22 protein-coding genes are annotated in these 21,631 nt (G+C 65.0%); 10 read left to right on the forward strand and 12 right to left on the reverse strand.

The window, feature by feature from the left end; translation table 11 throughout:
- The 3 genes from V0R62_RS21505 (at position 1) to V0R62_RS21515 (ending at position 2,623) form a co-directional block, all read left to right on the forward strand.
- Positions 1 to 1,422, forward strand: a complete 1,422-nt coding sequence (locus V0R62_RS21505) for an FAD-binding oxidoreductase (RefSeq protein ID WP_330105149.1) — start codon at positions 1 to 3, stop codon at positions 1,420 to 1,422.
- A gap of 20 nt (positions 1,423 to 1,442) precedes the next feature.
- Entirely contained in the window at positions 1,443 to 2,201 is a 759-nt protein-coding gene (fabG, locus tag V0R62_RS21510; RefSeq protein WP_330105150.1) for a 3-oxoacyl-ACP reductase FabG, read from the forward strand.
- A 218-nt stretch (positions 2,202 to 2,419) separates the two neighbouring features.
- Entirely contained in the window at positions 2,420 to 2,623 is a 204-nt protein-coding gene (locus V0R62_RS21515; protein ID WP_330105151.1) for a DUF1289 domain-containing protein, read from the forward strand.
- Here the strand turns inward: V0R62_RS21515 and V0R62_RS21520 are convergent.
- A complete protein-coding gene (locus V0R62_RS21520; RefSeq protein ID WP_330105152.1) occupies positions 2,586 to 3,290 on the reverse strand; it encodes a phytanoyl-CoA dioxygenase family protein in 705 nt (234 codons plus the stop codon). The two genes, V0R62_RS21515 and V0R62_RS21520, sit on opposite strands and share 38 nt — an antisense overlap.
- 138 nt (positions 3,291 to 3,428) lie before the next feature.
- Here V0R62_RS21520 and V0R62_RS21525 point away from each other — a divergent pair, with 138 nt between their 5' ends.
- From V0R62_RS21525 to V0R62_RS21545, 5 genes are all read left to right on the forward strand, one after another.
- Entirely contained in the window at positions 3,429 to 3,773 is a 345-nt protein-coding gene (locus tag V0R62_RS21525; protein WP_050706379.1) for a hypothetical protein, read from the forward strand.
- Between the two features lie 207 nt (positions 3,774 to 3,980).
- Positions 3,981 to 5,030 (forward strand): selenide, water dikinase SelD, encoded by a 1,050-nt coding sequence (gene selD, locus V0R62_RS21530; protein ID WP_330105153.1) that lies wholly within the window; start codon positions 3,981 to 3,983, stop codon positions 5,028 to 5,030.
- Positions 5,031 to 5,039: 9 nt separating this feature from the next.
- Positions 5,040 to 5,801 carry a sulfite exporter TauE/SafE family protein gene (locus V0R62_RS21535; protein ID WP_330105154.1) on the forward strand — a complete coding sequence of 254 codons (762 nt, stop codon included), beginning with the start codon at positions 5,040 to 5,042 and terminating at the stop codon, positions 5,799 to 5,801.
- Between the two features lie 50 nt (positions 5,802 to 5,851).
- Positions 5,852 to 7,042 (forward strand): cysteine desulfurase family protein, encoded by a 1,191-nt coding sequence (locus tag V0R62_RS21540; protein ID WP_330105155.1) that lies wholly within the window; start codon positions 5,852 to 5,854, stop codon positions 7,040 to 7,042.
- A 345-nt stretch (positions 7,043 to 7,387) separates the two neighbouring features.
- The gene (locus V0R62_RS21545) at positions 7,388 to 9,580 is read left to right on the forward strand and encodes an OsmC domain/YcaO domain-containing protein (RefSeq protein WP_330105156.1); all 2,193 of its coding nucleotides are present in this window, start codon (positions 7,388 to 7,390) and stop codon (positions 9,578 to 9,580) included.
- A gap of 49 nt (positions 9,581 to 9,629) precedes the next feature.
- On the opposite strand, the gene V0R62_RS21550 is transcribed toward V0R62_RS21545, so the two are convergent.
- Genes V0R62_RS21550 through V0R62_RS21565 form a run of 4 tightly spaced genes read right to left on the reverse strand, consistent with a single transcriptional unit; the run spans position 9,630 to position 11,985 of the window.
- On the reverse strand, positions 9,630 to 10,097 hold the full coding sequence (locus V0R62_RS21550; protein ID WP_330105157.1) for a DoxX family protein: 468 nt from the start codon (positions 10,095 to 10,097) through the stop codon (positions 9,630 to 9,632).
- Between the two features lie 10 nt (positions 10,098 to 10,107).
- Complete coding sequence (locus V0R62_RS21555) at positions 10,108 to 10,863, reverse strand: HvfC/BufC N-terminal domain-containing protein (RefSeq protein ID WP_330105158.1); 756 nt, start codon at positions 10,861 to 10,863, stop codon at positions 10,108 to 10,110.
- The gene (bufB, locus tag V0R62_RS21560; RefSeq protein ID WP_330105159.1) at positions 10,860 to 11,693 is read right to left on the reverse strand and encodes an MNIO family bufferin maturase; all 834 of its coding nucleotides are present in this window, start codon (positions 11,691 to 11,693) and stop codon (positions 10,860 to 10,862) included. The genes V0R62_RS21555 and bufB overlap by 4 nt, the downstream gene beginning before the upstream one ends.
- 16 nt (positions 11,694 to 11,709) lie before the next feature.
- Positions 11,710 to 11,985 carry a BufA1 family periplasmic bufferin-type metallophore gene (locus V0R62_RS21565; protein ID WP_186734545.1) on the reverse strand — a complete coding sequence of 92 codons (276 nt, stop codon included), beginning with the start codon at positions 11,983 to 11,985 and terminating at the stop codon, positions 11,710 to 11,712.
- Between the two features lie 214 nt (positions 11,986 to 12,199).
- Between V0R62_RS21565 and V0R62_RS21570 the strand changes: the two genes are divergently transcribed.
- Together V0R62_RS21570 and V0R62_RS21575 are read left to right on the forward strand one after the other, a co-directional pair.
- A complete protein-coding gene (locus tag V0R62_RS21570) occupies positions 12,200 to 12,787 on the forward strand; it encodes a sigma-70 family RNA polymerase sigma factor (protein ID WP_330105160.1) in 588 nt (195 codons plus the stop codon).
- Complete coding sequence (locus V0R62_RS21575; protein ID WP_330105161.1) at positions 12,774 to 13,415, forward strand: DUF1109 domain-containing protein; 642 nt, start codon at positions 12,774 to 12,776, stop codon at positions 13,413 to 13,415. Before V0R62_RS21570 ends, V0R62_RS21575 begins: the two co-directional genes overlap by 14 nt.
- A 32-nt stretch (positions 13,416 to 13,447) precedes the next feature.
- Here V0R62_RS21575 and V0R62_RS21580 read toward each other — a convergent pair whose 3' ends face one another.
- From V0R62_RS21580 to V0R62_RS21610, 7 genes are all read right to left on the reverse strand, one after another.
- The gene (locus V0R62_RS21580) at positions 13,448 to 15,844 is read right to left on the reverse strand and encodes a TonB-dependent siderophore receptor (protein ID WP_330105162.1); all 2,397 of its coding nucleotides are present in this window, start codon (positions 15,842 to 15,844) and stop codon (positions 13,448 to 13,450) included.
- 90 nt (positions 15,845 to 15,934) lie between these two features.
- On the reverse strand, positions 15,935 to 16,906 hold the full coding sequence (locus tag V0R62_RS21585; protein ID WP_330105163.1) for a FecR family protein: 972 nt from the start codon (positions 16,904 to 16,906) through the stop codon (positions 15,935 to 15,937).
- A complete protein-coding gene (locus V0R62_RS21590) occupies positions 16,903 to 17,421 on the reverse strand; it encodes a sigma-70 family RNA polymerase sigma factor (RefSeq protein ID WP_330105164.1) in 519 nt (172 codons plus the stop codon). The genes V0R62_RS21585 and V0R62_RS21590 overlap by 4 nt, the downstream gene beginning before the upstream one ends.
- A 326-nt stretch (positions 17,422 to 17,747) precedes the next feature.
- On the reverse strand, positions 17,748 to 18,920 hold the full coding sequence (locus V0R62_RS21595; RefSeq protein ID WP_330105165.1) for an ATP-binding protein: 1,173 nt from the start codon (positions 18,918 to 18,920) through the stop codon (positions 17,748 to 17,750).
- A gap of 5 nt (positions 18,921 to 18,925) precedes the next feature.
- Positions 18,926 to 19,615 (reverse strand): response regulator transcription factor, encoded by a 690-nt coding sequence (locus tag V0R62_RS21600; RefSeq protein ID WP_330105166.1) that lies wholly within the window; start codon positions 19,613 to 19,615, stop codon positions 18,926 to 18,928.
- Complete coding sequence (locus tag V0R62_RS21605; protein ID WP_050706389.1) at positions 19,612 to 20,106, reverse strand: isochorismatase family protein; 495 nt, start codon at positions 20,104 to 20,106, stop codon at positions 19,612 to 19,614. Before V0R62_RS21605 ends, V0R62_RS21600 begins: the two co-directional genes overlap by 4 nt.
- A gap of 218 nt (positions 20,107 to 20,324) precedes the next feature.
- Complete coding sequence (locus V0R62_RS21610; RefSeq protein ID WP_330105167.1) at positions 20,325 to 21,611, reverse strand: Zn-dependent hydrolase; 1,287 nt, start codon at positions 21,609 to 21,611, stop codon at positions 20,325 to 20,327.
- Positions 21,612 to 21,631 lie beyond the last annotated feature (20 nt).

Below are 21,631 nucleotides of genomic sequence, written 5' to 3' on the forward strand. Positions count from 1 at the left end.
ATGACCCTGCCTGCCGAAGCCTTTACCTATGCGGCGCTGCGCGAGGCGCCAGCCGCACTGCTTGAAGCACTCGAGTCGCGCTTTGCCCAACGTTTCTCCACTGCCCGCGCCGTGCGTGAGCAGCATGGGCGAGACGAGTCGGCCTATGTCGACGCGCCGTTGCCTCAGGCTGTGGTGTTCGCGCGAAGCACTGTTGATATCGTCGATACGGTGCGACTGCTCGCGGCCCATCGTGTGCCGTTGATTGCCTACGGCGCGGGATCGTCGGTTGAGGGCCATCTCCTGGCGGTGCAGGGGGGAATCAGCCTCGACCTCAGTCAGATGGACCGTATCCTGGCGATCCACCCAGAGGACATGACCGCCACTGTGCAACCCGGCGTCACTCGTTGTCAGCTCGAAGAGGCCTTGAAGGGAACAGGACTGTTCTTTCCCATCGATCCGGGGGCCGATGCTTCCCTGGGCGGTATGTGCGCCACGGGCGCCAGTGGTACCAACGCGGTACGCTACGGCACCATGAAGGAGAACGTCCTGGCGCTGGAGGTGGTAACCGCTCAGGGGGAGGTGATCCGTACTGGCACCCGGGCGAAGAAAAGCAGCGCCGGCTACGACCTTACCCACCTGATGGTGGGCAGCGAGGGCACCCTGGGTATTATCAGTGAGATCACCCTGCGCCTGCACCCGGTGCCTGAATCCATCTGTGCCGCCGTGTGCTCGTTCGACAGTATCGAACAGGCGGTCAACACGGCGATCCAGGTCATCCAGTGTGGTATCTCGGTGGCACGTATCGAGCTGATCGATGCCAACACGGTGCGCATGGTCAATACCCACAGCAAGCTTGAGTTGCCTCAAGCACCGATGCTGCTGATGGAGTTCCACGGCAGCGAGGCGGGTGCGCGTGAGCAGGCCCAGGCCGTGGAAGTCATCGCCGTCGATTGGGGGGGCAAGGCCTTCCAGTGGGCCGCCAGTGTCGAGGAGCGTCGGCGTCTTTGGACGGCACGTCACCATGCCTATTTCGCCGCGATCCAGTCGCGTCCGGGGTGCCGGGCGATCAGCACCGACACTTGCGTGCCGATCAGCCGTCTCGCTGAATGCCTGCTCGAGTCCATCGCCGAGGTTGATGCGGCAGGCTTGCCGTATTTCCTGGTCGGTCATGTCGGTGATGGCAACTTCCACTTCGGTTATCTGGTCGACCCTGATGACCGTCGCCAATGGCTGCTCGCCGAATCGCTCAACGATCGTCTGGTGGCGCGGGCGATCCGCCTGGGCGGCACCTGCACGGGCGAGCACGGCATCGGCCTGCACAAACAGGCCTATTTGCTGGCTGAGGCGGGTGAGGGCGCCGTGGCGATGATGCGTGCGATCAAGCGCACGCTGGATCCGTACAACATACTCAACCCGGGAAAGATCTTTTCCTTTGACTGAATGGCCAGGGAGGCATGGCAATGAACGACACTCCATCCCAGGCAGGCGTCAGCCTGCGCACGGTGTTGGTCACCGGTGGGTCGCGAGGCCTGGGCGCGTCGGTGGTCGCCGATCTGGTAGCCCGTGGCCTGAATGTGGGCTTCACCTACCTCAATAGTCAGGCCCAGGCCGAGGAACTGGTGGCATCGTTGGGCTCCGACAAGGTGCTTGCGCTACGTGCCGACGCATGCGATCCCCATGCCATCGAGCAGGCGGTCAAACACTGCGTGGGGCATTTTGGTTCGTTGGAAGGCTTGGTCAACAATGCCGGCATAACCCAGGACCGTAGCGCGTTGGCGATGAGTACGCAGCAATGGCAGGCGGTGATCGGCGGCAATCTCGACAGCGCCTTTCATGCCTGCAAGGCAGTGCTGCCGTTGTTCATGGAGCAAGGCCATGGTGCGGTGGTCAACATGGCTTCGGTGTCGGGTCTGATCGGTGTGCCAGGCCAGGCCAACTACTGCGCCAGTAAGGCCGGGTTGATCGGCATGACTCGCTCGATGGCCGTGGAGTTCGCCTCCCGGGGAGTACGTTTCAACGCCGTCGCACCGGGTTTTATCGATACCGACATGACCCGCAAGCTCAGCGAGCGACGGGTGGCCCAGGTGGTCGATCGTATTCCCATGCGCCGCTTTGGCACGCCCCAGGAAGTGGCGAAGGTCGTGGCGTTCCTGTTGTCGGACGACGCAGCCTACGTCACCGGGCAGGTCATGGTGGTAGACGGCGGCCTGGTAACCTGAGGCAGGCATGTGAGCCTGGCATTGCTCCAACTCTACTGCCACGGAGTGTGGGCACTGTGGCAGGCACTGCCGTTCGATCTGGAGTACCTGCGGACATTGCTGGTGGCTACACACCTGGGGTTGCAGCAGTGTCCGCGGGCCAACTGCGGACCGTTCTGAAAGCGTGACGGAGTGCTGCACATAACCGGTATGATATGGGCCCCATACCGGAGCCGCCCATGGCCAAAGACATCGACAACCCCTGCGTCTCGCTGTGCCAGCTCAACAGCGAGCTGTGCCTGAGCTGCGGTCGCACCCGGGACGAGATCCGCAAATGGCGGGGCATGAAACGCCCGGAAAAGATGGCGACCGTGCAGCGGGCCGCGACGCGGATGAAAGCCATCGTCAAGAAAAATGCCAGGCGCCAGGTCGTGGTGTCGTGAAGACGTAGTCCGAGGGTTCGAAGCGTTCCTGTGTGTCCATCTGCACATTGCGCAGGTGCGCAGTTTGCTGAAGGGCTGGAAACAGCGGTTCGGCGGCATAGCCGATGAGCAGGGAACGGCGCTGAGCGCCGCTGGCATTCAGGCTCGCGGCGTGCACCAGGTCTACATCGAACACCAGGGCGTCACCGGCTCGCCCCGCGAGCTGAAGGCTGCGGGACTCGTCGCTGTAATCGAAGGGCGGCTCGCCCGCCACGGGACGGTGACTGCCAGGGACAATACGGGTGGCGCCGTTGTCCGGGCCGTAATCGTCCAGGTAAACCATTACACCCACCGTGTCACCTGGGCGTTGCGTCGACAGGTCGCGGTGCAGCGCCTGATGGCCACCACCCGCGACGGGAGCACGGCCTTCCACCTGGTAGAGAAAGAAGCGTTCGCCGATCAGCGCGCCCACCGCCGCCAGTAACTGCGGTAGACGGCAGACCGCCTGGACCCGCTTGGCGCAGTCCAGATGTGAGTGGCGCCAGTCGCTGGCGCGCGGCACCGGCCACTGCTCCGAGGGTTTCATCCCGGTCTCGAAGTCACGGCGCAGTTCGTCCAGCCATTTTTCCGGGACTACCTGGCGAAGCAGGACATAGCCCGCCTGGTGGAGTTGCGCGTGGTGGGGCATGGTCGTCTCGCGGTCCCTGTCGATGGGCCAAGGTTAGTGAGCGCGGCTGACTTTTGCGAGGAGGGCGAGGCAGACTGCCGTCAATCACTTCTAGACTTGCGCAGATAAGCAGATAACCCCTATCTGTGGGAGAGCCCCATGCGCAGACTCTGGCAAAAGTACCTTGCACTGCTCGACGCCGACCTCAGTGCCAAGGTCTTCGACAATTTCAAGAACCTGCTGGTGTGCGCGCTGCTGTTCGCTGCGGGCACCGAGGCTATCCATGGCAACCAGCAGGTCCTGCTGGGGCTGTGGGTGTTCAGTTTCACCGGCTGGGGGTTGATCCTGGTGTCGGCGCTGCTGTTTCTGCTGAATGTCAGCGATACCTTGCACCGCCTGGCGAAGTTGCCCTACCACACGGTACTGCAGGTGATCCTCTGCCTGGTCTACCTGATCCTGGCGTCGCGGGTGGTCGAGATCGTCTGGAGCTTTCGGGCGGAGTAGGGGTATTCGGCAGGTGGCTGTAGCCTGGCGGCAACCTCACCGTCTCTGAATGTAATCGTTTCAGAAACATCAAAGACTTCTTGTTTCATCTTGAATGTCACATTTCCGTCATCACTCTGTGCGATTTTGCCCCGGCCTGAAACATGAAGTTACAGGTATACCGGGACGACAACGTCCTGATTCATAGAGAAAAGATAAGGAAATGTCATGTCGATGGCCTGTCAGATCATGGATACGTCTGAAAGTGGTGGCTGCGGCTGCAAGATACCTTCCAGTGTGCTTTCCAGGATCCTCTCGGAGACCGCAGCGGCCAGTACGGCGAGTAATGACAAGGTGGTCCTGGGCTTCGAGTCTTCCGATGATTGCGCGGTCTATGATGCCGGCGATCATTACCTGCTGTTCACCACGGATTTCTTCTCACCCATCGTCAACGACCCTTTCGTCTTCGGTCAGCTTGCGGCCAGCAATGCGGTGAGTGACATCTTCGCCTCCGGTGGCAAACCCCTGATTGCCAACTCGATCATGGCGTTCGACCCTGAGCAGGTTCCCGTCGATCAGGTCACGCAGATGATCCTGGGGGCGCAGTCGGTAATGAACCGGTTCAATGTGACCATCGTCGGCGGCCACACGATCAAGAACAGCCAGCCCTTGTATGGCTTCTCGATCATCGGCGAGGTGGAAAAACATCGTCTCAAGCAAAACAACACCGCCCGGGCGGGAGACCTGGTGGTCATGACCCGGCCGCTGGGCGTGGGAATCCTGGCCAATGCACTCAAGGTCGGCGTGCTCGATCAGGCGGACATCGCCGCGGCGACACTGGCCCAGATCACCGGCGACAATGCCTTCGGCCGGGTCCTGAGCGCGTGCGACGAGGTCAGCAGCCTGACCGACATCACCGGTTTTGGCCTGGTCGGCCATGCCTGCGAACTGGTCGGTCTCGGCCAGCTGGACATCGAGCTCGATACCCAGTCCCTGGCGTTCTATGAGGGCGCCGAGTCCCTGGCGGTCGCCGTCACGGGCGCTGACAGTGGGGTGTTCGCCAATATCCGCAAGTACGCCCAGTCCGTCGGCTACCAGGCCGAGCTGGCGCTGGCCAGGAAGTTCCTGCTGCACGATCCGCAAACCAATGGTGGCCTGCTGTTCACGGTGAGTGAGGCGGCGTTCGCGGCCAATCGCGAGGCATGGTCAGGCCACAGTCCGGATATGCACGTGATAGGCCGGGTGCTCGACGGGACGGGCAGGCTCCACATTCGCTGAGGTGCGGCCATGACGATCTATCCGGTAATGGCCGGTGTGGGGGTAATGGCCGGCTTCCTGTCGGGTCTGTTTGGTATCGGTGGCGGCATCATCGTGACGCCGTTGCTGGTGCTGCTCTACCCAATGCTGTCCGGCCAGAAACTGCCTATCGAAGTGATCACGGGACTGTCTTCGGTACAAGGCTTCTTTTCATCCCTGGTCTCTTTTGCGTTGCATCGGGTGCGGTTCCAGCCGGATTGGCGAGTGATCCGACAGTTCGCTTTGCCAATGGCCCTGGCTAACTTCCTGGCCTCGTTGCAGGCGGGCAGGTTCAGTGAGCAGTTCATCCTGTTGGTGTTTGCCGTGCTGGGCTTGCTTTCGCTGATCGTGACCTATGCATTCCGCAGGCCGGTGTCCGTGCTGGTTGAGCGTCCCTCCTTGTCGCTGCCGCTGACCGGATTGTTGTTGGGGGCGTTGTGCGGGCTGGTCGGGCAGGGAGGCGGATTCATCTACCTGCCGGTGCTGATCAGTCTGTTCGGCCTGCAGATCAAGCAGGCGATATCGACTTCGGCGCTGATCGGCATCATCGGCGCGAGTGGCGCGCTGCTTGGCAGGCTCGGCTCGATGGACACGTTCCTCGGTTACAGCGTCGAGCTGGTGCTGGGCATTGTCCTGGGTGGTTACCTTGGCGCGGCGCTCTCTCTCCGGTTGCAGTCTGCGCATCTCAAGCAGGCATTGAATGTCTTCATCCTGCTGTGCTCGATGGAACTCATGGCGCGCGTGCTCTTCTAGCAGGCGCATGACGATTCGCCTGAACGTGGCGAATGAAGGAATGAACGAATATGGAAGTTGCGATGAACGCGGTTTATGCGGATATCTGTGGTTCGGCGCCGGTCACCCAGGGTGTCAGTGACATGCTCCAGGCGTTGTTTTCGGCACGACAGTGCGCCAACCCCAATGCCAACCACGCACTGGGCATCCAGTTGCTCGAGCGGCTGGAACGTGCCCGAGGGTCTATCGCGGCATTGTTGAACGTGGACGCGCAGTGCCTGGTCTTCAACAGTGGCTCCAGCGAGGGATGTGCTCAGGTCTTCCATGACTTCTTCGAGCGGTACAGGCATGAGCGTCCGGTGGTGCTGCACTCGTCCATCGAGCACGCCTGCACGTTGCAGAACATCAGGCGCTACGGCCTTGAGGGGTTGCAGGCCTGCCCGGTCACCCATGACTCGGATGGCTTGCTCAACCTTGATCAGCTCGAACAACTGCTGGTGGCCCACGCCGGCCGTCCCCTGTTGGTATGCGTGATGGCGGTGCACAACGAGACCGGCGTGATACAGCCCATCGAGGCCATTGCCCGTCTGGTCCACACCCACGGCGGATTGCTCTACTCCGACATGACCCAGGCCATAGGCAAGATCCCGGTCGACCTGCACGGATCGGCTGTCGACTACGCGATTGCCTCCGGCCACAAGTTCGGCGCATTGCCGGGCGCAGGGTTCCTGTATGTGCGCAACCGCCATGGCCTGACGCCCATGATCGCCGGAGGGGGGCAGGAGGGCGGCCTGCGCGGCGGCACGCAGAACTATCCCGGCATCCTGTCGCTTGAGACCGCCCTGACCGAGAAGCATGCAGGGTTCGTTACAGACAACCTGGAAGCCGAGCGTTGTCGGGCGTCCTTTGAGTCGGCGTTGCAGGCAATGCTGGGGAAGGTCATTGTGGTCGGGGCTGGGGCGCCACGCGTTCCGTGCGTGAGTTTCCTTGCCTTGCCGGGCATCAACACGAAAAAGCTCCAGGTGGCGTTGAACGCACAGGCGATCTATGTTACGGGCGGGTCCGCCTGCTCGGATCGCAAGGCCAACCTTTCCAATACGGTCAGCCAACTGGGCTTTGCTGACGACGTGGCCGGCAGTACGTTGCGCATTTCCATCGAGGAGAAACGCTGTGCATTCGCCTACCAGCGGATCCTGGCCGGCATTGCCCATGCGTTGCGGCTGCCGCTGGCGGGGCAGGTGGAAAGGGTTGCGATGGCCTGATGAACTCCGTCACTTCCGGCTCGGCTTACCTGGATATCGATGCCTACGTCTGCAGTGTCGCTTAGGCTCATCCCTTTCAAGGGTTTTGCGAATTTTGGGATATGGCCGCTCTAGTTCAAGATTGCCGGGGTCGCTTTGCGACCCTTTCGCGGCACGAGGCCGCTCCTACAGGCGACCGCGTGCCCCTGTAGGAGCGGCCTTGTGCCGCGAAAGGGCTGCAAAGCAGCCCCGGCAATTCAAAGCCGGCCGCCAACTCTCATCACCCGTTGGCCAACACTTCCCGGCAAAAATCCCGGATAATGCCCGCCATTTATCCGTTCCCGCCCGCTTTTGGTACCCCTGCGCATGGAAATCAAGGTCAATTTTCTCGACAACCTTCGTCTCGAAGCCAAGTTCGACGACTTCACGGTGATCGCCGACCAGCCGATCCGCTACAAGGGCGACGGCTCGGCCCCGGGGCCGTTCGACTATTTCCTGGCCTCGTCGGCCCTGTGCGCGGCGTACTTCGTCAAGCTGTACTGCCAGACCCGCGATATTCCGACCGAGAACATCCGCCTGTCGCAGAACAACATCGTCGACCCCGAGAACCGCTACAACCAGATCTTCAAGATCCAGGTCGAGCTGCCCGAGGACATCTCCGAGAAGGACCGTCAGGGCATCCTGCGCTCCATCGACCGCTGCACCGTGAAGAAGGTGGTGCAGACCGGCCCCGAGTTCATCATCGAGGAAGTCGACAACCTCGACGCCGACGCCCAGGCGCTGCTGATGCCGGTGTCGGATACCAGTACCTACATCCCGGGCAAGGACCTGCCGCTGGAGCAGACCATCGCCAACATGTCGGCGATCCTCGCGGGCCTGGGGATGAAGATCGAGATCGCCTCGTGGCGCAACATCGTGCCCAACGTCTGGTCGCTGCACGTGCGCGATGCGCAGTCGCCGATGTGCTTCACCAACGGCAAGGGCGCGACCAAGGAAGCGGCGCTGGCCTCGGCGCTGGGCGAGTTCATCGAGCGGCTGAACTGCAACTTCTTCTACAACGACCAGTTCTGGGGCGAGGACATCGCCAACGCTGCGTTCGTGCACTATCCCAACGAGCAGTGGTTCAAGCCAGGCCCCAAGGACGCGCTGCCGGCCGAGATTCTCGACGAGCACTGCCTGGCGATCTTCAACCCCGACGGCGAGTTGCGCGGCTCGCACCTGTACGACACCAACTCGGGCAACAAGGAGCGTGGCATCTGCTCGCTGCCGTTCGTGCGCCAGTCGGACGGCGAGACGGTGTACTTCCCGTCCAACCTGATCGAGAACCTGTACCTGAGCAACGGCATGAGCGCCGGCAACACCCTGGCCGAGGCGCAGGTGCAGTGCCTGTCGGAGATCTTCGAGCGGGCGGTCAAGCGCGAGATCCTCGAAGGCGAGCTGTGCCTGCCGGACGTGCCGCAGGAGGTGCTGGCCAAGTACCCGGGCATCGTCGCCGGCATCCAGGGGCTGGAGGAGCAGGGCTTCCCAGTGCTGGTCAAGGACGCGTCGCTGGGCGGTGAGTTCCCGGTGATGTGCGTGACCCTGATGAACCCGCGCACCGGCGGCGTGTTCGCCTCGTTCGGCGCCCACCCGAGCTTCGAGGTGGCGCTGGAGCGCAGCCTTACCGAACTGCTCCAGGGCCGCAGCTTCGAGGGCCTGAACGACCTGCCGCAGCCGACCTTCGACAGCCTCGCGCTGACCGAGCCGAACAACTTCGTCGAGCACTTCATCGACTCCAGCGGCGTGGTGTCGTGGCGCTTCTTCGGCGCCAAGGCCGACTTCGAGTTCGTCGAGTGGGACTTCTCGGGCCACGGCGAGGACTCCAACCAGCAGGAGGCGCAGACTCTGTTCGGCATCCTCGAGGACCTGGGCAAGGAAGTGTACATGGCCGTGTACGACGACCTTGGCGCCATCGCCTGCCGCATCCTGGTGCCGGGCTATTCGGAGATCTACCCGGTCGAGGACCTGATCTGGGACAACACCAACCGCGCGCTGGGTTTCCGGGCCGACATCCTCAACCTGCACAAGCTGGACAACCGTTCGCTCAAGCTGCTGCTCAAGCGCCTGGATAATGCCGAGGTGGACGACTACACCACAATCACCACGCTGATCGGCGTCGAGTTCGACGACAACACGGTATGGGGCCAGCTGACCATCCTCGAGCTGAAGCTGCTGATCCACCTGGTGCTGCAGCGCTTCGAGGAGGCCAAGGAACTGGTCGAGATGTTCCTGCAGTTCAACGACAACACCGTCGAGCGCGGGCTGTTCTACCAGGCACTGAACGTGGTGCTGGAGGTGGTGCTGGACGATGAGCTGGAGATGGCCGACTACGAGCACAACTTCCGTCGCATGTTCGGCAACGAGCGGATGGACGCGGTGCTGGGCTCGGTGGACGGCAGCGTACGGTTCCATGGGCTGACGCCAACCAACCTGCAGCTCGAAGGGCTGGACCGCCACCTGCGCCTGGTGGAAAGCTACAAGAAGCTGCACGCGGCGCGGGCGCGGGCGGCAGGGCTCTGAGCCGAGCCGTTTCGAGTCGGGAAAAGGGTCGCTTGGCGACCCTTTTTCTTTAGCGCAACCGTAATACCCGGTCCAGGGACAGTGTCCCGCCGCCCCGGGCGATCAGCAGCAGGAGCAGGCCGGCCCAGGAAAGGTGGGTGGGCCAGGCGTCCGGGTAGACGAAGATCTCGATCACCAGGGTCATGCCCAGCAGGGCCAGAGCCGACAGCCGGGTAAACAGGCCGAGCACCAGCAACAGCGGGAACAGGTGCTCGGCGTAGGTCGCCAGGTGCGCCGCCAGCCAGGGAGACACCAACGGCAAGGCGTACTCGCTCTGGAACAGCTCGTAGGTACCGGGGGTGATGCTCAGCAGGCCTTCGACCTTGGTCCGACCTGACAGAAAGAAGACCGAGGCGATGCCCAGGCGGGCGACCAGGCACAGGACGCTGTCGCCGAGCAGGCGTTGCAGCTGTTCGGCGACGCGGTTCCAGTAAAGGCGCAGACCGTGGGGCGATGGGTTGGCGTGGCTGATGTCCATGGCGTTTTCCTCAGGTGAAGGCGAGCGGGCGCAAGGCCCGGGCATTCAGCAGCCCGCCAAGCAGGTCACTGAAGTCCAGGTCGGGTTGGGCGTGCAGGGCGAGCTGTGAGGCTTTGTCCAATGTGCAGCCGGCGGCACAGGCATCGAGGAAGGTGCATCCCCCCAGGCTCAACGGCTGGTGGACGACGCCTTCGTGGTCGCCGCTGAGCAGGGCGCCCTCGGCCACCCAAGGCTGATCCTCGGGCCAGGCCCTGCCGTCGCGGCTGTGGTGCCAGAGGCTGTAGGCAGGATGCTGGTCGAACCAGTGCCAGCGTACGCCGGAGCGCGGGCTTAAGTAGCTGCGTTCGAGGTCCGAGGCGGTCATGCCGGCCAGGTCGGCCAATGTCAGCCAGGGTTCGTCGACGGCACTGAACGCTTCGCACCAGGCGAAATCCAGCCGTGCGACATCCGCCAGGTAGCAAAGCCCATGAACGGGCTGCAACGCCTCGAGAAACGCCGGAAACGCCGCGCCATAGCGGATCAGTCGCACATCACAGGGCGGCGATTGCCGGGCATATTCCTCAGCGGCGTCGTGCATCCATTGCTGCCCGACCAGGGTTTCGACGCTGGGGAAGTTGGCGCGCAGGGCCTCGACACAACCGGCCAGCACTGTGTTGCGGTACACCGCGAACGCGGGCTGCGCCGTCAGTTCCGCCAGCTCAGGCGCGGGGCGCTGATGGAGCGCGTCGATGAAGGTGTTCTGGAACTGGCCGAGGCTGAGGTTCATGGCAAGGCTCCTGCCAGGTCGAGGGTGGCCTGGGCGAGGGCGCGTTCGGCGAGCAGTTCGTCGAACGCGGGGATGTTTCCGTCGCGCTCTATCAAGGTCGGGCGCGGACCGATACGGGCGATCAACTGCTGGTACAGCGACCACACCGGCGCGGCGATGGCGGCATCGTGGGAATCGACCAGCAGTGCGCCCTGGTCGTCGTGACTGTATCCGGCCAGGTGGATCTCGGTGATGGCTTGGGCCGGGAAACGGGCGAGGTAATCGGCGGCGTCGAAGCCGAGATTGTGGGCACTGACGTACACATTGTTGACGTCCAGCAACAGGCCGCAGCCGGTGCGTCGCACCAGTTCGGCGAGGAAGTCGATCTCGTCCCGGTCATGGCCCTGCAGGTGCAGGTAGTGGCTGGGGTTCTCGATGGAGATATGGCACCCCAGGGCATCCTGGGTGCGCTGGATGTTGCCGGCGATGCGGATCAGGGCCTCGTCGCTGCGTGGAAAGGGCAGCAGGTCCGGATGATACTGGCCGCGCCAGGTCGACCAGGCCAGGTGTTCCGACACCAGGGCCGGGTGTACCTGGTCGATCAGGGTACGCAGGCGCCGCAGGTGCGTGGCGTCAGGTTCGGCATCCGCCGCCAGTGACAGTGCCACGCCGTGCAGCGACAGCGGATGGCGCTCGGTCATCAGCGCCAGCCAGGCCAGGCGAGGGCCACCGACCATGTAGTTCTCCGGATGGACTTCGAACCACAACCCCTCGGCGTGGCAGGCCCAGGCCTGGTCATAGTGCTCGGCCTTGAGGCCGAGCCCTGCGCCCATCGGCGTATTCCCGTTCATGGTCGATGGCCTCTGCTCAGGATTTGATCGGGGTCAGCGAACCCATGCCGTTGGGGGTCTTGATCGAGGTGCAGGTACCCGCAGGCACGTTTTTCCACTGCATGCCGTCGTAGTCCTTTTTCGCGCTGCCGGCGCAGGTGGTACCGGCGCCGGCCTTGCAGTCGTTCTTGCCGGCCATGGCCACGCCGTAGCATTTCTCCATGGTGGCCGCCTTGGTGGTGTCGTCGGCCAGGGCTGCGCCTGCCAGCGAGGCGAGGGCGAGGGCGGCGGTGGCGAGGGCGAGGGTTTTCATGGTGTCGTCTCCAGAAGGTGGGGCCGTGGCGAGGTACCGGCGGCTCATGGAGTAGTTCGCGGCGATGGGCGAGGCGGTTACAGCGCCTGCAAAATATTTTTCGCCACCTGTGCCGGCCTCCTAAGGTAAGGAGGTAGCGTCGGTGCTTGCGCAGGGCGTTGCGGCGATGGTTGGATAAAAAAGAAACCCACAGACGGTGTAACCCCGGCGGCCGATGCAACGAACTAACCCACAGGACTTGCTCAGCGCACGCGAGTCACAGCTGCAGGCCCTGCTGTTGCTTGGGCTGGCCGGTGACGCTGGGGCCTATCGCGAATTCCTCGCGGCGTTGGCGGTGCACCTGCGCGGTTTTTTGCGTCGGCGCCTGGCGCGGCGGCCGGCTGAGGTCGAGGATTTGCTGCAGGAGGTGCTGCTGGCGGTGCACAATGCCCGTCACACCTACCAGGCGCAGCAACCGTTGACCGCCTGGGTGCAGGCGATCGCCCGCTACAAGCTGGCCGACCACTGGCGCGGCCAGGCCCGGCGCGAGGCGCGCCACGAGCCGCTGGAGGACGACAGCGAGCTGTTCGCCTGTGCTGATGAAGAGCCGGCCCAGGCCAGCCGGGACCTGAACAAGCTGCTCGGGCAGTTGCCCGACCGCCAGCGCCTGCCTATCGTCCACGTCAAGCTGGAAGGGCTGTCGGTGGAGGAAACCGCGCGTATCACCGGACTGTCCAGTTCGGCGGTGAAGGTGGGCATACACCGGGGGCTCAAGGCCCTGGGAAGGTTGATTCGAGGTAAAGACGACCATGAAGACCGATGAGCTGATCAGCCTTCTGGCGACCGCCGCAGAGCCGGTGGATCGTCACGTGCTGGTGCGTCGCCTGCTGCTGGCGCTGCTGGCCGGCATGTTGGGCGCGTTGCTGATGACCGTGGCCATCTACGGAGTGCGCAGCGATCTGGCCGAGGTGGCGCGCACGCCGCTGTTCTGGGCCAAGCTGGCCTTGCCCACCAGCCTGGGGTTGCTGGCCCTGTGGCTGACCCAGCGCCTGGCCAGGCCGGGTGTGCGCGGTGGCGCACTGTGGGGATTGCTCGGCTTGCCGCTGCTGCTGGTATGGCTGGGGGCAGCCGTCAGCCTGGCCGGCGCGCCGGTGGAGGCCCGCGCCGACCTGATCTTCGGCCGCACCTGGCGCACCTGCGCGTTGAACATCGCCCTGCTCTCGGCACCCGTGTTCGCCGCCGTATTCTGGGCCCTGCGCGGCCTGGCGCCGACCCGGCTGCGCCAGGCCGGCGCTGCCGGCGGGTTGCTCGCCGGCTCCACCGCGACCCTCGTGTACTGCCTGCACTGCCCGGAAATGGCGGTGCCGTTCTGGGGGCTGTGGTACCTGCTGGGGATGTTGTTGCCGACCGTAATCGGGGCGTTGGCAGGGCCACGACTGCTGCGTTGGTGAACGGCCCCGGCCGAGCAGGCCGGGACGCGCCATCACCAGCGATAGGTCAGGTCTGCAGTCACCGTGCGTCCGGCGCCGAGCAGGCAGGCTACCGTGGCGAAGCAACCCGCCACATAGTACTTGTCGGTAAGGTTCTTCACGTTCACCTGGGCCGACAGCCCCTCCAGGCCTGGGTCGGCCTTGCCGAAGTCGTAGGACAGCATCGCATCGACCAGGGTATAGCCCGGTACCTCGAAGGTGTTCTGCGCATCGCCGTAGGTCGCGCCGGTGTAGCGCACGCCGAGCCCCGCGCCCAGCCCGGCCAGCGGACCGCCCTGCAGGGTGTAGTCGAGCCACAGCGAGGCCAGGTGGCGGGGTACGCGCACCGGCGTGTTGCCCTTGTTGCTTACGCCCTGCGCATTGGGATTGTCCTTGCTCACCTCGACATCGTTGTAGGTGTAGGCGGCGATCAGGTTCAGGCCATCGACCGGCTTGGCCACGCCTTCCAGCTCGATCCCGCGGGAGGTGACTTCACCCTGTTGCACGCTGAACCCCGGATGCGCGACGTCCGAGGTGGCGACGTTCTGCCGGCGCAGGTCGAAGGCCGCCAGCGTGACGTAGTTTTCTGTGCCGGGAGGCTGGTACTTGATGCCGACCTCGTATTGCTTGGCGGTCTCCGGTTCGAAGGGGGAGCCATCGAAGCTGTTGCCGCTGGCCAGCTTGAACGACTCGCTGTAGCTGACATAGGGGAACAGCCCCAGGTCGAAGTTGTAGCCCAGCGAGGCACGGGTGGTGGTGGCCTCGTCGGTGATCACCTGGTGGCTGTCGGCGATGCGGTTGGTGCTGTCCTGGCGTGCCCAGTCGTGACGCACGCCAAGGGTCGCGATCCAGTTGTCCAGGTGGATCTGGTCTTGCAGGTACAGCCCCAGCTGCCGGTCATCCCGGGCGCTGGACAGCAGCGAGGTGTAGCGCGAGGTGTCGATGTTCACCCCGCGTGCAGGGTCGTAGATATTGATCGACGGCGCGTCGCCATGGCGCACGTCCTGGCTGCGATGGCCACGCAGGTAATCGGCGCCCAGCAGCAGGTCGTGGCGCACGGGGCCGGTGGCGAAGTTGGCCAGCAGCTGGTTGTCGAGGGTGTAGTTGTCGCTGTCGTAATCGCGCAGCTCGTAGTAGCGGGCCAGGGTGTTGCCGTTGATCACGCCGCTGTTGCGAAACAGCTGGTCCTGGTAACCGTGCATGTGGCTGTAGCGCAAGTTCTGGCGAAAGCTGAACGTCTCGTTGAAACGATGGGTCAGCTCGTAGCCCAGGTTGTTCAATTCCGACTGCTCGCGGTCGAAGCCGGGTTCGTTCAGTGAGCGGTGACGCGGCACGCGCCCGTTGGGGTTGGAGCCGTCGAACAGCGAATAGGCCATGTTCGAGGTGAACAGGTTGGTGTTCTTCTGGTAGGAGGCCAGCAGGGTCAGGCTGGTGTCCTCGGAGGGTGCCCAGGTCAGGCTGGGGGCGATGTACTGGCGGTCATCCTTGATGCCGTCGATCTCGTTGTCGGCGTCGCGGCCGAGCATCACCAGGCGATAGGCGAGGGTGCGCTGGTCGTCCAGCGTATCGCCAACGTCCAGGCTCAGCTGCTGGCGGTCATGGTTGCCCAATGACAGGCCGACTTCGCGGTGGGCGGTGAACAGCGGCTTCTTCGACACCAGGTTGACCATGCCGCCGGGTTCGCCCTGGCCGTAGATCACCGAGGCCGGGCCCTTGAGCACTTCGATGCGTTCCAGGCCGTAGGGCTCGGGAGCGTAGTAGCCGGTGTTGTTGTTGCGCAGGCCGTCGGTGTAGGCATCGCTGTTGATCTGCTGGAAACCGCGCACCATCAGGGTGTTGTCGGTGGGGTTGTTGCCGGACACATTGGTGTGCACGCCCGCGGTGTAGCCCAGGGCCTCGGTGATGGTCTGCGCGCCTTGCGCCCTGATGCGCTCGCGGGTGACCACCGAGACCGACGCCGGCGTCTCGATCAGCGCGCTGTCGGTCTTGCTGGCGCTGCTGGCGCGGGTCGCCAGGTAGCCGTCCACGGCGCCATAGGCGCTGTCGGTGCGGGCATCCACGGCGGTCGGGGCCAGTTGCAGCGCGGCGCCTTGCGCCTGGGGCATCAGCCGGTACTGGCGCTCGCCACTGGGCACGGCGACCAGGCCACTGCCTTGCAACAGGCGTTCGAGGGCCTGGTCAGGGGTGAAGTCGCCTTGCAGCGGGGTGCTGGTCTTGCCCTGGCTGAGGTGGCCGTCGCCGACGATGTAGATGCCGGCGACGCTGGCCAGGCGATTGAGCTGTTGCGCCAGCGGCCCGGCCGGCAGGTCGTAGCGGCGCGGGCCCTCGTCGGCCATGGCGGGGCTGGCGGCCAGCAAGGGCAGGGCCAGCAGCAGGGGGCGCAGGCGCACCGGGAGCGAAAGCAGAGGCATGGGGGTTCCTTGTGAGGGCAGATGGTTCATCTGCTAATCCGAGCGAGGACGGAAAAATCGGAACACCTCTGCAAAATATTCTTGTTTCGCCTAGAGCGGCTCGATGCTGTGCCACCAGGGCAAGGGACTGCGCACGCGAATCGGCAGGGCGCTTTCGAGCATGGCCAGGGTGCGGGCCGGGTCGTTGGCGGGGAAGCTGCCCATGACCCGTAGCTGCTTCACCTCAGGGGAGAGGCCCAGGTAGCCGGGCAGGTTGGCGCGCAGTTGTTCGGCAAAGGCCTCGAGGGTGATGTTGTTGGCCAGCAGGCGCCCGTCGCGCCAGGCCTGGCGGGCTTCGTCGACCGGCTGCGGGGCCTGCGCGCGATGGCGGTCGAAGTCTGCCTGCCAACCGGCTTGCACCACCAGGTCGCGGGTGCCGTCACTGGGCTGCAGGCGAACCGCGCCGTCGAACACGCTCAGGCGGGCATCGGCATCGCGCTGCCAGACGCTGAAGCGGGTCCCCAGGGCCTGCAGCCGGCCCTGGCGGGTGTCGATCACAAACGGGCGCGTATCCTGGGCAGTGGCCACCAGCACTTCCCCGGTCAGCAACTCCAGGCGGCGCAAGTCGGCGCGGTAGTCGATGTTCAACGCGGTATTGGCGTTGAGCCACAGCTGGCCGCCATCGGGCAGGCGCATCGCCCGTATTTCTCCGGTGGCGGTGTGCTGGTCGGCGCCCAGGGCCAGCAGTTGCTTTTGCGTCGCCGGAAAGCGCCATCCGGCCCAGGCCAGCACGCCACTGCCGCACAGCAGCGCGAGCATGCCCAGGGCACGACGGCGGCCGAGCTCGCCGCGCCGCACACTGCCCAGCGCCTGCAGCGAGGCATCGGCCTGCAGTTGCAGGGGCTCGAAACGCTGGCTGATGCGTTCGACGTGCGACCAGGCCACCTGATGAACCACAGCGGCCTCATGCCATTGCTGCCAGCGCAGGCGCAGGGCCGGATCCCCGGGCGCGGCGAGCAATTGCGCGTACCAGTGCGCGGCGGCCTGCAGGGTGGCATGGTCGGGACGCTGAGCCGCGCTCATTGCAGTTCCAGTTCGAGCAGCAGGCACTGGTACATGGCCTGGGACATGTACTTGGTCACGCTGCGCTCGGACACCTGCAGGCGATTGGCGATCTCGCGGTAGCCCAGGCCCTGCACCTGGGCCATGAGGAACGCCTGGCAGACCTTCTCGGGCAGGCGGGTGAGCATCTGCTGCACCTGCTCAAGTGCCTCGAACACCAGGGCGCGTTCCTCTTCGCTGGGTGCCAGGGGCTCCGGCAGCGCCGCCAGCGCCTCGAGCCAGGCCTGTTGCAGGTGCTGGCGGCGCCAGAAGTCGATGCACAGGTGGCGCGTTATGGTGCCCAGGTAAGCCCGGGCATGCTGGTCGCTGTCGAACTGGCGGGGTTTGCTCAGCAGGCGCACGAAGACGTCGTGGGCCAGGTCGGCGGCATCGCTGGCGTTGCCCACGCGCTTGTACAGCCAGCTGCGGATCCAGCCATGGTTAGCGCTGTAGTAGGCGTGGACCTGCTGGTCGAAGGGTTTGTCGAGGCTCGGCATCGAGGCGTCCGTCCGCTGTGCGATAAAGTCTCATATGAGAATTTATCGCAATAATAGTGCAGCGGTAGTGGTGGCAGCAATGCCTTCCGTAGTAGCCGTAGGTCGTGCTGGCGTAACTCACGGGCTTATTGCGGGCCCGGCATTCGAGAGTCCCTGAAACTCTGTCAGAGCAGGGGCTGCGCTTCGGTTCCCCTGTAGGAGCGGCCTTGTGCCGCGAAAGGGCTGCGTAGCAGCCCCGGCGATATCAGCTTGATGCACAAATCCTGGGCCGCTACGCGCCCCTTTCGCGGTACAAGGCCGCTCCTACAAGGCAACGTGTGAAGCCTTCAGGCTGTTGTGACCAGGGGCAATGTCACCAGTAGCGCCAGCCCGCCCTCGGCCCGGCGCTGCGCCGAGATACTGCCACCATGGGCCTCGCAGATAGCCTGGGCGATCGACAGGCCCAGGCCACCGCCGCCGCTGACCCGCGCCCGCGACTGCTCCGCGCGCCAGAAGCGCACGAACATGTTGCCCAGGTCCTTTTGCTCGACCGCTTGCCCACGGTCAAGGAATTCCAGCTGCACGCAGCCTTTGGCCTGGCGCACGGCGACACTGAGCTCGCGGCCGTCGGAGGCGTACTTGAGGGCATTCTCGATCAGGATGTTGATCAGCTGGCCGACCCGCGCCGGGTCGGCCTCGATCACCACGTCATCGGCCAGCGCCGTGTGCAACTGCATCCCGGCGGCCTCGAACTGCGGCGCGAACCAGGCCAGGCGCTCCTCGACCAGCCTGGCCGGGGAGAACCGGCTGATGTGCAGGGGCAATTGCCCGGCATGGGCCAGGGACAGCAGGTGCAGGTCGCCCACCAGGGTATTGAGGTTGTACAGCTGGTTCTGCACCAGGCGCAATTGCTCGGGGCACAGCGGGAACACCTCGTCGAGCATGCCCTGCACCCGACCCAGGGCGGCATTGAGCGGGGTGCGCAGTTCATGGGCCAGGTTGGAGCTCGACTCGGCCACTTCGCTTTCGTACAACGCCAGGCGTTCGACCAGCTTGTTGAAGTCGGTGCACAGGCGCTGCATTTCCTTAGGCTGGCGCGGGTGCTGGCTGACCCGCACGCTGAGGTCACCCTCGGCCACTCGCCGTGCCCCTACGGCGATCTGGCGGAACTGCCGGGACAACGGCCTGGACAGGTACAGGCCGACCATCAGGGTGAACGGGATGACCACGATGACGAAACCGTACAGCACCAGCCAGTCGATGCTGTTGCCGGGGCCGGGAAGAAAGTCGTGGATGTCGTAGTAGGTCTGCAGCAACTGCCACAGCCGGGACTCGTTGCGCGGCACATCGGCCAGGCCGGCCAGCAGCGCGGCGCGGTCCTCGGGCCGCATCGACTGCAGCACCAGGAAGTCGCTGATCCAGAAGTACAGGTACATGCACACGGTGATGGTGATCACCGCGCCGACGGCGAGCAGGGTCATTCTCAGGCCGACCCACAGCCACAGCGGACGTTTGCGCATGGCAGTCAGCGGAACCGGTAGCCCACGGAGCGCACGGTCACCAGCACGCCGCTGATGCCCAGGGCCTCGAGCTTGCGCCGCAGGTTGTGCACATGGGTGTCGATGATGCGCACCAGGGCATCGCTCTCGGGCATGCACAGCTCCAGCAGTTCCTCGCGGCTGAAGGCCTTGGTCGGGGTGCGCAGCAGCGCGGCGAGCAGGAGCAGTTCCGAACGGGTCAGATCGAGCACCTGCTCTTCACCATTGCTAGCCCGCACCCCGGCCACGAAGCGTTCGGCATCGACCCAGACGCCCTGGCACTCCAGGCGCTGGCGACTGTCGGCCGGCGCGCCATAGCGGCGCAGCACCGCGTGTACCCGGGCCACCACTTCCTTGGGGTTGCAGGGTTTGACCACGTAGTCGTCGGCGCCGTAGCGCAGGGCGCCGATCTTGTCCGGCTCGTCGCCGATGGCGGTGACCATGATCACCGGGGTGTCGGCGCCGCGGCGGATCTCGGTCAGCAGCTCCGGGCCGGACATTTTCGGCAGCATCATGTCCAGCAGCACGATCGCCGGCGTGCGCTGGCGGAACAGGGCCAGCCCACGGGCACCGTCCTCGGCGATGTCCACCTCGAAGCCGTCGCGCTTCAGGTAGGCCTCGAGGATGCTTGCACCATCGGCGTCGTCCTCGACGATCAATACGCGCTTGGCGATCATGGGTTGCCTCGTGGGTCGCGCAGCCCGGCCAGCACCTCGGCGGCGGTGGTGACGTGGCCGAAATGGTGTTTCCACAGGTCGATGCCCAGCTGCCCGGAACGGTCCAGCGAGGAGCCCATGGTCAGGTCGGTAACCAGCGTCGGCGTCAGGCCCGCATCGAACAGGGCGAAGCCGGCGGCCAGTACGCAGGTCTCGGTCTGCAGCCCGCACACAAGCACGCGCTCGACGCCCAGGCGCTTGATGTAGTCCAGTGTCTCGGCGGTCTGGCCATAGCCATGCTTGACGAACACCTTGTCCGCCTCGACCAGGGCCACATCCTCAGCAGCCGGGTGCCAGCCGAGCTGGCGCTGGAACGGGGTGACCTGCTCGTCGTGCAGCTCGATCGAGGCGATGGTGGGGATGTGCGCCGACAACACGCGGATGCCATCCACCAGTTTCTCGGAGGGGCTGAAGGTGGATTGCACATCGACGATGAGCAGGACTTGCTGCATGGCGGATTCCCGGACGCGGTTCGAAGGTGGGCGAGTATACCGCCGCGCGCGGGAATTATGCGCCTAGGGGCTGGCACCGGGCCCAGCCACGGTTCACGTAGGGAGCATGTGTAACGTGGGAGCGGGCTTGCCCCGCGAACACCGGCATCGCGTCGCCTGCATCGCGGGGCAAGCCCGCTCCCACGCAGCCCTCTCACCGCAAGGGCTCATACAAGCTGCTAGGCCGCCAACCGCCCGCTGGCAATCGCCTCCGAGGCCGCCAGCATCGCCCGCAGCAGCACCGCGCAGCCGGCCGCGAGGTCCTCGGGGGCGGCGTTCTCGATTTCGTTGTGGCTGATGCCGCCCTCGCAGGGCACGAAGATCATCCCGGCTGGGCCCAACTCGGCGAGGAAGATCGCGTCGTGCCCGGCGCCGCTGACGATGTCCATGTTCGCCAGGCCCAGGTTGCGCGCCGAGTCGCGCACCGCCTCGACACAGCCCTTGTCGAAATACAGGGCGGGGAAGTCGGCGGTGGGCACCAGTTCGTAGCTCAGCCCGTGCTTGGCCACGGTGGCCTCGATCACCTGGCGCACCTCGGCGATCATCGCGTCCAGTTGCTGGCCTTCGAGATGACGGAAGTCCAGGGTCATGCGCACTTCGCCGGGGATCACGTTGCGCGAGCCGGGGTAGGCCTGCAGGCAGCCGACCGTGCCGCAGGCATGGGGTTGGTGGGCGAGGGCGGTGCGGTTGACCGCCTCGACCACGGCGGCGGCGCCGACCAGGGCGTCCTTGCGCAGGTGCATGGGGGTGGGGCCGGCGTGGGCCTCGACACCGCGCAGGGTCAGGTCGAACCACTTCTGGCCGAGGGCGCCGAGCACCACGCCGATGGTCTTGCGTTGGTCCTCGAGGATCGGGCCCTGTTCGATGTGGGCCTCGAAGTAGGCGCCCACCGGGTGGCCAGTCACGACGCGGCTGCCGGCATAACCGATGGCGTTCAGCGCCTCGCCGACGCTCACGCCCTGGGCGTCGCGCTTGGCGAGGGTCTCTTCTAGGGTGAACTTGCTGGCGAACACCCCCGAGCCCATCATGCAGGGGGCGAAGCGCGAGCCTTCCTCGTTGGTCCACACCACTACCTCCAGCGGCGCCTCGGTTTCCACGCCCAGGTCGTTGAGGGTGCGGATCACCTCCAGCCCGGCCATCACGCCGAAGCAACCGTCGAACTTGCCGCCGGTGGGCTGGGTGTCGATATGGCTGCCGGTCATCACTGGCGGCAGCTTGGCGTTGCGCCCGGGGCGGCGGGCGAAGATATTGCCGACCGCGTCGATGCTCACCGTGCAGCCGGCCGCCTCGCACCACTGCACGAACAGGTCGCGGGCCTGGCGGTCGAGGTCGGTCAGCGCCAGGCGGCAGACGCCGCCCTTGGCCGTGGCGCCGAGGCGGGCCAGGTCCATCAGTGACTGCCACAGGCGGGCGCTGTCGATGTGGTGCTTGCTTGACTGCAGAACTTCCTTGGCGAGGGTGGTCATGGGTGTCTCCTCAGGCTGTT

Source organism: Pseudomonas carassii (genome assembly GCF_036324045.1).
In the GTDB taxonomy this organism is placed as follows: domain Bacteria; phylum Pseudomonadota; class Gammaproteobacteria; order Pseudomonadales; family Pseudomonadaceae; genus Aquipseudomonas; species Aquipseudomonas peradeniyensis.

Excerpts from the sequence above, each read along its gene's own strand:
- V0R62_RS21505 (WP_330105149.1), top strand. The coding sequence starts at position 1 with ATGACCCTGCCTGCCGAAGCCTTTACCTATGCGGCGCTGCGCGAGGCG.
- fabG (WP_330105150.1), top strand. The coding sequence starts at position 1,443 with ATGAACGACACTCCATCCCAGGCAGGCGTCAGCCTGCGCACGGTGTTG.
- V0R62_RS21515 (WP_330105151.1), top strand. The coding sequence starts at position 2,420 with ATGGCCAAAGACATCGACAACCCCTGCGTCTCGCTGTGCCAGCTCAAC.
- V0R62_RS21520 (WP_330105152.1), bottom strand. The coding sequence starts at position 3,290 with ATGCCCCACCACGCGCAACTCCACCAGGCGGGCTATGTCCTGCTTCGC.
- V0R62_RS21525 (WP_050706379.1), top strand. The coding sequence starts at position 3,429 with ATGCGCAGACTCTGGCAAAAGTACCTTGCACTGCTCGACGCCGACCTC.
- selD (WP_330105153.1), top strand. The coding sequence starts at position 3,981 with ATGTCGATGGCCTGTCAGATCATGGATACGTCTGAAAGTGGTGGCTGC.
- V0R62_RS21535 (WP_330105154.1), top strand. The coding sequence starts at position 5,040 with ATGACGATCTATCCGGTAATGGCCGGTGTGGGGGTAATGGCCGGCTTC.
- V0R62_RS21540 (WP_330105155.1), top strand. The coding sequence starts at position 5,852 with ATGGAAGTTGCGATGAACGCGGTTTATGCGGATATCTGTGGTTCGGCG.
- V0R62_RS21545 (WP_330105156.1), top strand. The coding sequence starts at position 7,388 with ATGGAAATCAAGGTCAATTTTCTCGACAACCTTCGTCTCGAAGCCAAG.
- V0R62_RS21550 (WP_330105157.1), bottom strand. The coding sequence starts at position 10,097 with ATGGACATCAGCCACGCCAACCCATCGCCCCACGGTCTGCGCCTTTAC.
- V0R62_RS21555 (WP_330105158.1), bottom strand. The coding sequence starts at position 10,863 with ATGAACCTCAGCCTCGGCCAGTTCCAGAACACCTTCATCGACGCGCTC.
- bufB (WP_330105159.1), bottom strand. The coding sequence starts at position 11,693 with ATGAACGGGAATACGCCGATGGGCGCAGGGCTCGGCCTCAAGGCCGAG.
- V0R62_RS21565 (WP_186734545.1), bottom strand. The coding sequence starts at position 11,985 with ATGAAAACCCTCGCCCTCGCCACCGCCGCCCTCGCCCTCGCCTCGCTG.
- V0R62_RS21570 (WP_330105160.1), top strand. The coding sequence starts at position 12,200 with ATGCAACGAACTAACCCACAGGACTTGCTCAGCGCACGCGAGTCACAG.
- V0R62_RS21575 (WP_330105161.1), top strand. The coding sequence starts at position 12,774 with ATGAAGACCGATGAGCTGATCAGCCTTCTGGCGACCGCCGCAGAGCCG.
- V0R62_RS21580 (WP_330105162.1), bottom strand. The coding sequence starts at position 15,844 with ATGCCTCTGCTTTCGCTCCCGGTGCGCCTGCGCCCCCTGCTGCTGGCC.
- V0R62_RS21585 (WP_330105163.1), bottom strand. The coding sequence starts at position 16,906 with ATGAGCGCGGCTCAGCGTCCCGACCATGCCACCCTGCAGGCCGCCGCG.
- V0R62_RS21590 (WP_330105164.1), bottom strand. The coding sequence starts at position 17,421 with ATGCCGAGCCTCGACAAACCCTTCGACCAGCAGGTCCACGCCTACTAC.
- V0R62_RS21595 (WP_330105165.1), bottom strand. The coding sequence starts at position 18,920 with ATGCGCAAACGTCCGCTGTGGCTGTGGGTCGGCCTGAGAATGACCCTG.
- V0R62_RS21600 (WP_330105166.1), bottom strand. The coding sequence starts at position 19,615 with ATGATCGCCAAGCGCGTATTGATCGTCGAGGACGACGCCGATGGTGCA.
- V0R62_RS21605 (WP_050706389.1), bottom strand. The coding sequence starts at position 20,106 with ATGCAGCAAGTCCTGCTCATCGTCGATGTGCAATCCACCTTCAGCCCC.
- V0R62_RS21610 (WP_330105167.1), bottom strand. The coding sequence starts at position 21,611 with ATGACCACCCTCGCCAAGGAAGTTCTGCAGTCAAGCAAGCACCACATC.